Source organism: Okeania sp., from assembly GCF_035285525.1.
Lineage (GTDB): Bacteria > Cyanobacteriota > Cyanobacteriia > Cyanobacteriales > Microcoleaceae > Trichodesmium.
This window is the reverse complement of record NZ_JAYKGW010000083.1, coordinates 1-6,501: the sequence shown is the minus strand read 5'-3', so window position 1 is coordinate 6,501 and position 6,501 is coordinate 1. Positions and strand designations below refer to the sequence as shown.

At 35.8% G+C, this 6,501-nt stretch carries 4 protein-coding genes; 2 read left to right on the top strand and 2 right to left on the bottom strand.

Features of this window, described 5'->3' with window-relative positions:
* Positions 1-712 precede the first annotated feature (712 nt).
* Entirely contained in the window at positions 713-2,524 is a 1,812-nt protein-coding gene (locus VKJ25_RS08115) for a sodium:solute symporter family protein (protein WP_324236119.1), read from the bottom strand.
* A gap of 694 nt (positions 2,525-3,218) precedes the next feature.
* Between VKJ25_RS08115 and VKJ25_RS08110 the strand changes: the two genes are divergently transcribed.
* Positions 3,219-3,611, top strand: coding sequence for a response regulator (locus VKJ25_RS08110; protein ID WP_324236118.1), 393 nt, complete (start codon positions 3,219-3,221; stop codon positions 3,609-3,611).
* Positions 3,612-4,304: 693 nt separating this feature from the next.
* Complete coding sequence (locus VKJ25_RS08105) at positions 4,305-6,002, top strand: response regulator (RefSeq protein ID WP_324236117.1); 1,698 nt, start codon at positions 4,305-4,307, stop codon at positions 6,000-6,002.
* A 284-nt stretch (positions 6,003-6,286) separates the two neighbouring features.
* Here the strand turns inward: VKJ25_RS08105 and VKJ25_RS08100 are convergent.
* Positions 6,287-6,501, bottom strand: a 215-nt coding sequence (locus VKJ25_RS08100) for a hypothetical protein (RefSeq protein WP_324236116.1), incomplete at its 5' end; no start/stop codon positions are given.

Genomic DNA, 6,501 nt, shown 5'->3' with positions numbered 1-6,501 from the left:
CTCCTTGCCCTCCTTGCCCTCCTTGCCCTCCTTGCCCTCCTTGCCCTCCTTGCCCTCCTTGCCCTCCTTGCCCTCCTTGCCCTCCTTGCCCTCCTTGCCCTCCTTGCCCTCCTTGCCCTCCTTGTCTCCCTTCCTGATGTAATGGTAGTTCAAGGAAAACCAATTTATATGCGAATTAGTTGGAGACGACAGAGAAACCCGGTTTCTTTAAGAAACCGGGTTTCTGAGACCCCACCGCAGGTTTTTTTATATTCTCGAACCTCTACCTTAATGCTGATAACTGTAAAATCCCCCCTAACCCCCCTTTCAAAGGGGGGGATCGGATTTTACTGCTGTTCCTAAATTTTGTACAAAGGTTTTGATTGTGACTATTCTGGCAAAAACACTTCTCTAAATCTCCGGGCTTTCAAAGGGGGAGACCAGATTTTACTGCTGTTCCTAAATTTTGTACAAAGGTTTTGATTATAACTATTATGCTAACACCACCTATCTAAATCTCCCCCCTTTCAAAGCTATCCATTACCCACATAATTATTTACAATTTTGAAAGCCTTATTGGTTAATGGTTTCGAGATTTAAAAAACAGCAGATGGCTTGACTTTTATGAGCATCTATGATTTCCCAGTTCTCCTGATACCTAATCCCTGCTCTTTGAGAAATGTTAAGAAAGATGTGGGTAAAGCATAGCTTTCAAAGGGGGGCGGGGGGATTCTTACAAAACATCCTCGTCATCTAAACCTGGTCTCGGCATTGGCAAAATTTTCGATTTATTAAGTTGTCGCAACCACATCCCACTGACAACAGCAACAACCAAAAATATCCAACCAATAGTTGGTTTCAGCAACAAGAAACCACCAGTCGTTAACAATGCTCCAAACAACAACAATATAGATGCTAAAACTTTTTGTAAATCTTTACCCAAATCCTGTGCTGGAGGTAAACCAGTTGCTGCTCTTTCCTTTTCCCATCCAGGGCCGCCAGGGCGTACTCGCCGATAAAATTCTTCTAAAGTTGACTCAGATTCTTTGGGTGTAATCAACATTGCTACCACCCACAAAACTGTGACGGTGACGGTAATAAAAATAATCCGCAAACCAAAGTCTTCTATTTTCAAAGCAGGAACTAAACTGGTTGCCATCCCCACAAAAAAGCTAGCAACAATAGCAGTTAATTCTGCTGCTGCATTGATGCGACACCAAAACCAACGTAAAACTAATACTAAACCAGAACCTGTACCGATGGCTATTACTAATCTAAATACTGTGGCGACATCAGTAGCAAAAAATGCAGCAGTTGCTCCTAAAATTGTGACTAATACGGAAGAAAGTCGCCCGATCAAAACTAAGTCTGATTGAGTGGCATCAGGTTTAATAAATCGGTGATATAAATCATTAGTAATAAAGGAAGCACCCCAGTTAATGGAAGTAGAAACCGTACTCATAAATGCTGCTACTAAGGAAGCAACTACTAAACCTAAAATTCCTGGGGAAAGAAAATCAATCATTAACTTAGGATAACCTAATTCTTTATCTTCTAATTCTGGATAAATAACCAGGGAAGCTAAAGCAACTAAAATCCAAGGCCAGGTTCTAACAACATAGTGCATAATATTAAATAACCAAGCTGCTTTTTCGGCATCCTCTTCATGTTTAGCAGCAGCAAATCTTTGTACAAATTCTCCACCGCCATCACTGCGTCGCCAAGACCACCATTGGATAGCAATATAAGCTAAAAATGTACTGGCAGTTATGCCTGCTGTTTTACTAAAACCAATTAAAGAATTGCCATTTTCACCTATTGTTAAAGGAGACAGAGATAAAATATCTTTATCTGGCATAACCTCCGGAACTTTAGCAACTAATTCTTGGATTCCACCCACACTATTAACAGCAAAAAAAGCAACAATAATTGCCCCAAAAAGTGCTAGAAAAAATTGGAAAAAATCCGTAGCAACTACTCCCCATAAACCAGATAAACCAGCATAAACTAAAACAAAAATACTTACCCCAATCACACTAAATAATTTCAGATTATTAGCATCAGTATCGAAACCTAAACTTTGCCAAATTTCCATAGCTTCCACAACCTTAACCATAGCTAACATAGCATAGCCAATAGCAATACAATTCATGGGAATCGCAAATATAAAAGCCTTAACTCCTCGGAGAATAGCTGCCGTATTTCCGCCATAACGAAGTTCAGTTAATTCCGCATCAGTAATAACCTCCGAACGTCGCCACATTCTGGCAAAAATATAGATCATTATCACATGAGAAATGCCAAAAGTCCACCATTCCCAATTACCAGCAATACCACGGTTGGCCACCACCCCAGTAATATAGAGTGGAGTATCTATAGAAAATGTTGTAGCAGCCATACTTGTACCAGCCAACCACCAAGGAAGCGATCGCCCAGAAACAAAGAAGTCGGCTAAACTTTTTGAGCCTTTGCGAGATAAATATAGCCCCATCCACATTGTTAAGATGAGGTAAGATAAAACAATTAACCAATCAATTAGTTGCATAGTAGTATTAATTTGTAATTAATAAGTAATCTCTGTATAGCTTACTACTTGCTTAGATAAGCACTAAGCAGTCAGCTAGCCTCCTATGGAGGAACGAGGTTAACAGCTATATTACCTTTAGAAAAGGAAAAAGCAATGGAGATATTTCTCATAACTATTTGAAAATATGGTAGAAGTTAAATTATCAATTATAGGACTCACATAAAGGCACTATATATAGAGTCTTGGTGCGTTACGCTACGCTTTTTATGTCGCGCAGCGTTTCATATCCGCTCAAGCGCCGAAAACACACCCTACTGCATTGTTTCATGTTAAATGGTGCATTACTTTTTGGCTGTGTCTAGACAAGGAAGATAAGGAAGACAAGGAGGCAAGAGAGAAAATCGCTCTGCACAGTTTTAGATGAAACAGTCCACTACCCATAGCGTTCATAGCTTTAGTCCTAAATTATCAATTATCTATTATGAATATTACCTTTAAAGAAGGAAAAGCAATGGAGATATTTCTCAGAAGTATTTTATAAGAATAAGTAATTATTAATTGTTAATTGTTAATTATTGAAATATTCTGTTGATTCTCTGTTTTACCTTACCTGTTCCCTGTTCCCTCCATACCTGTTCCCTATTTGAACTAAGAAATTAATTTTTCACAACTACTTAAATAAAATAAAAAACTAAGATTTCAAGGAAAAAAAATGAAAAGAATAATGGTTGTGGACGATGAGCCAGATACCGAATATTTGTTCAGTAGAAAATTTAAGAAAGAAGTTAAAGCTGGGCAAATAGAATTTGTTTTTGCTATTTCCGGGCAGACAGCATTATCACATCTAGAATCATCAGAAAATATATCTATAGATTTAGTGATATCTGATATTAATTTACCGGAAATGAATGGTTTAGAATTACTGAAACAAATTAAAGAAAAAAAACCTCATCTAAATGTATTTATTCTAACTGCCCACGGCTATGATGAAAATTATAAATTAGCAAGAGAATCTGGAGCAAATGAATATTTGGTTAAACCAATTGATTTTGCTAAACTTAAAGAAAAGTTTGGGGATTTAGGGTTGATTAATGAACTGAATTAAAATTATAATTAGGGAGTAGGAAGTAGTTAGGACCTAAGCATTTCCTGCGGAATGCTGCGCCAACAGCTATTAGCTGTCAGCTATCAGCAATAAAAAACTCAGTTTTAACGAGGATATTTAAATGAATAAAGAAAGTGAAAACTGAATTTTGTATTCAGAAAAATTTCTGATTTATCCGAAACCGTATCATAAATCTTTTTTCTCAAAATAAAATCAATAGCTGAGTGCTGAATGCTTACGTTAGGACTATAAGAGAGATAGAAGTTAAAGAAGAGTTTGCCAGAAAAAAAGTAAGAGTAATTATTCTATCATAGTCAGCCAAAAATGCTTAATTTTTGATTTTCGGGAACCCTACCTTAGTAGCCTAAAAATTCGCACTTTTTGATAGCTAAAGTTCATTAATTGATAATAGATAATTACCTCTCACTTTTAGGGAGAGGATTGGTGCTTAAGGAAAAGATTTATTTTTTTCCCCTATCCAAGGGGAGGGTTCAAGGCGCGAATTATTTAATTGTTTAATTATTAATTATTTCAGTAAAAGTTAGTATTTGGGTGAAAATAGAGGCAAAAAAATTAAGGGATAATTTTAGGGATAATTTTTCTAAGTACCTCATTATATAACCCCCTATTCCTCTTGACTACTCCCTACTCCCTCTTGATATGTAATATAATCTTAAAAATAAAAATAAACTTATGCCAGCAAAAATACTGGTTGTGGATGATGAACCATCCTTTAAGTCAATAATCAACCAAAAATTTAGAAAAAGAATCAGGGTAAAAGAGCTAGAATTTAGTTTTGCTTCTAATGGTGTAATGGCTCTGGAAAAATTACAAGCTCAACCAGAAATAGATATTATATTAACTGATATTAGTATGCCGGAAATGGATGGTATTACTTTACTATCTACTCTTGCCGATCTTAATCATCCTACACTGAAAACAGTAATTATTTCTGCTTCTAGTGATTTCCATCTTATTAGAAAAGCTATGAATTTAGGAGCCTTTGATTTTTTAACAAAACCAATTGATTTAGAAGATTTAGAAATTACAGTTAATAAAACTCTAAATTATGTACAAAAGTTAAAAGATAAAATGGAACAGGAACATCTCATAGAAGCAGCTCAAAAGTTATATGAGAGTGAAAAAAGACTAGAAAGTTTCTTAGAAACTTTGCCAGTAGGAGTATTTGTAATTGATGCTAATGGTCAACCTTTTTATACTAATCAAACAGCACAAAATATATTTGGTAAAGGCATAATAGCTGGAGCTACTCCAGAGAAAATTCCCGAAATTTATCAGCTTTATTTAGCAGGAACAAAAAAATTTTATCCTTATCAACAACAGCCAATATTTCAAGCATTAAAAGGACAAAATACTAGAGTTGATAATATAGAAATTCGTCAGGGAGAAAAGATAATTCCTGTAGAAGTATCAGCCAGTCCTATTTTTGATGATAGTGGTAAATTAATTTACGCGATCGCTACTTTTCAAGACATTACAGAACGCAAAAAAGCTGAAGCGGAAATAATTGAATTTACTCAAAAACTAGAAGTTAAAAATACTGAATTATCTAAACTTAATAAAGCTTATAGTCATTTTGTGCCGAAACAGTTTCTCCGATTTTTAGGCCATGAAAGTATTCTTGATATTTCTTTGGGTGAATCTGTACAAAAAGAAATGTCAATTTTATTTTCTGATATTCGCGCTTTTACTACCCTCTCAGAAGGCATGAGTTTAACAGAAAATTTTAAATTTATTAATTCCTATCTTTCTCGTATGGAACCTTTAATTACTGCTAATCATGGCTTTATTGATAAATATATTGGTGATGCAATTATGGCATTATTTGGTCGGTGTCCTGATGATGCTGTTCAAGCTGCTTTAGGGATGCTTTTTGAGCTAAATAAATACAACACTATGCGGAATCAATATAATAAACCGCCTATTAAAATTGGTATTGGAATTAATACAGGTTCTTTAATGTTAGGAACAATTGGGGGTATTAATAGAATGGATACTACTGTAATTAGTGATGCTGTAAATTTAGCTTCTCGTCTACAAGATTTAACTAAAATTTATAGCACTTCTTTACTGATTAGTCAACACACTTTTTTTGCCCTAAAAAATTATGCAAAATATAATTATAGGTTTCTTGGTCAAGTTAAAGTTAAAGGCAAAAAAGATATGGTATCTTTATTTGAATTTTTTGATGCTGATCCCCCTGAACTTGCAGAATTTAAAATAAAAACTAAGACTTTATTTGAGAAAGGAGTTATTGCTTATTGCTCTCAACATAAAGAAGAAGCTAATGAAATATTTCAGAGAATTATTAGTTTAAATAGTCAAGATAAAACTGCTTATTTTTATCTTCAAGATAATGAAAAAATATAGGAGAAAGGGAAGGGTGGGGAGTGTGGTTCGTGTGGGAAAAGACGTAGGTTGGGTTGAGGTACGAAACCCAACACTCGTGAACTAAGATGTTGAACCCGCCCCCACATAGCCTGATTTCCTAATCCACAATTTTAAGAGAGTGTGGTTCGTGTGGGAAAAGACGTAGGTTGGGTTGAGGTACGAAACCCAACACTCGTGAACTAACATGTTAAACCCGCCCCTACATAGCCTGATTTTCTAATGTACCATTTTAGATGAAACAATGCACTACTAGACTGTTTCAGCTAAAATAGTGTATTAGGGAGTAGGGGAGTCAGGGAGTGGGGAAGAAAGAGTTTTGTTGGGTTTCGTCCCTCAACCCAACCTACTAGACTGTGCATTAGATTTTCTCCCTTGTCTCCCTTGTCTCCCTTGTCTCCCTTGTCTCCCTTGTCTCCCTTGTCTCCCTTGTCTCCCTTGTCTCCCTTGTCTCCCTTGTCTCCCTTGTCTCCCTTGTCTC

Bases quoted from the DNA above. Each gene is read 5' to 3' on its own strand.
- VKJ25_RS08110 (WP_324236118.1), top strand. From the start codon at position 3,219: ATGAAAAGAATAATGGTTGTGGACGATGAGCCAGATACCGAATATTTG.
- VKJ25_RS08105 (WP_324236117.1), top strand. From the start codon at position 4,305: ATGCCAGCAAAAATACTGGTTGTGGATGATGAACCATCCTTTAAGTCA.
- VKJ25_RS08115 (WP_324236119.1), bottom strand. From the start codon at position 2,524: ATGCAACTAATTGATTGGTTAATTGTTTTATCTTACCTCATCTTAACA.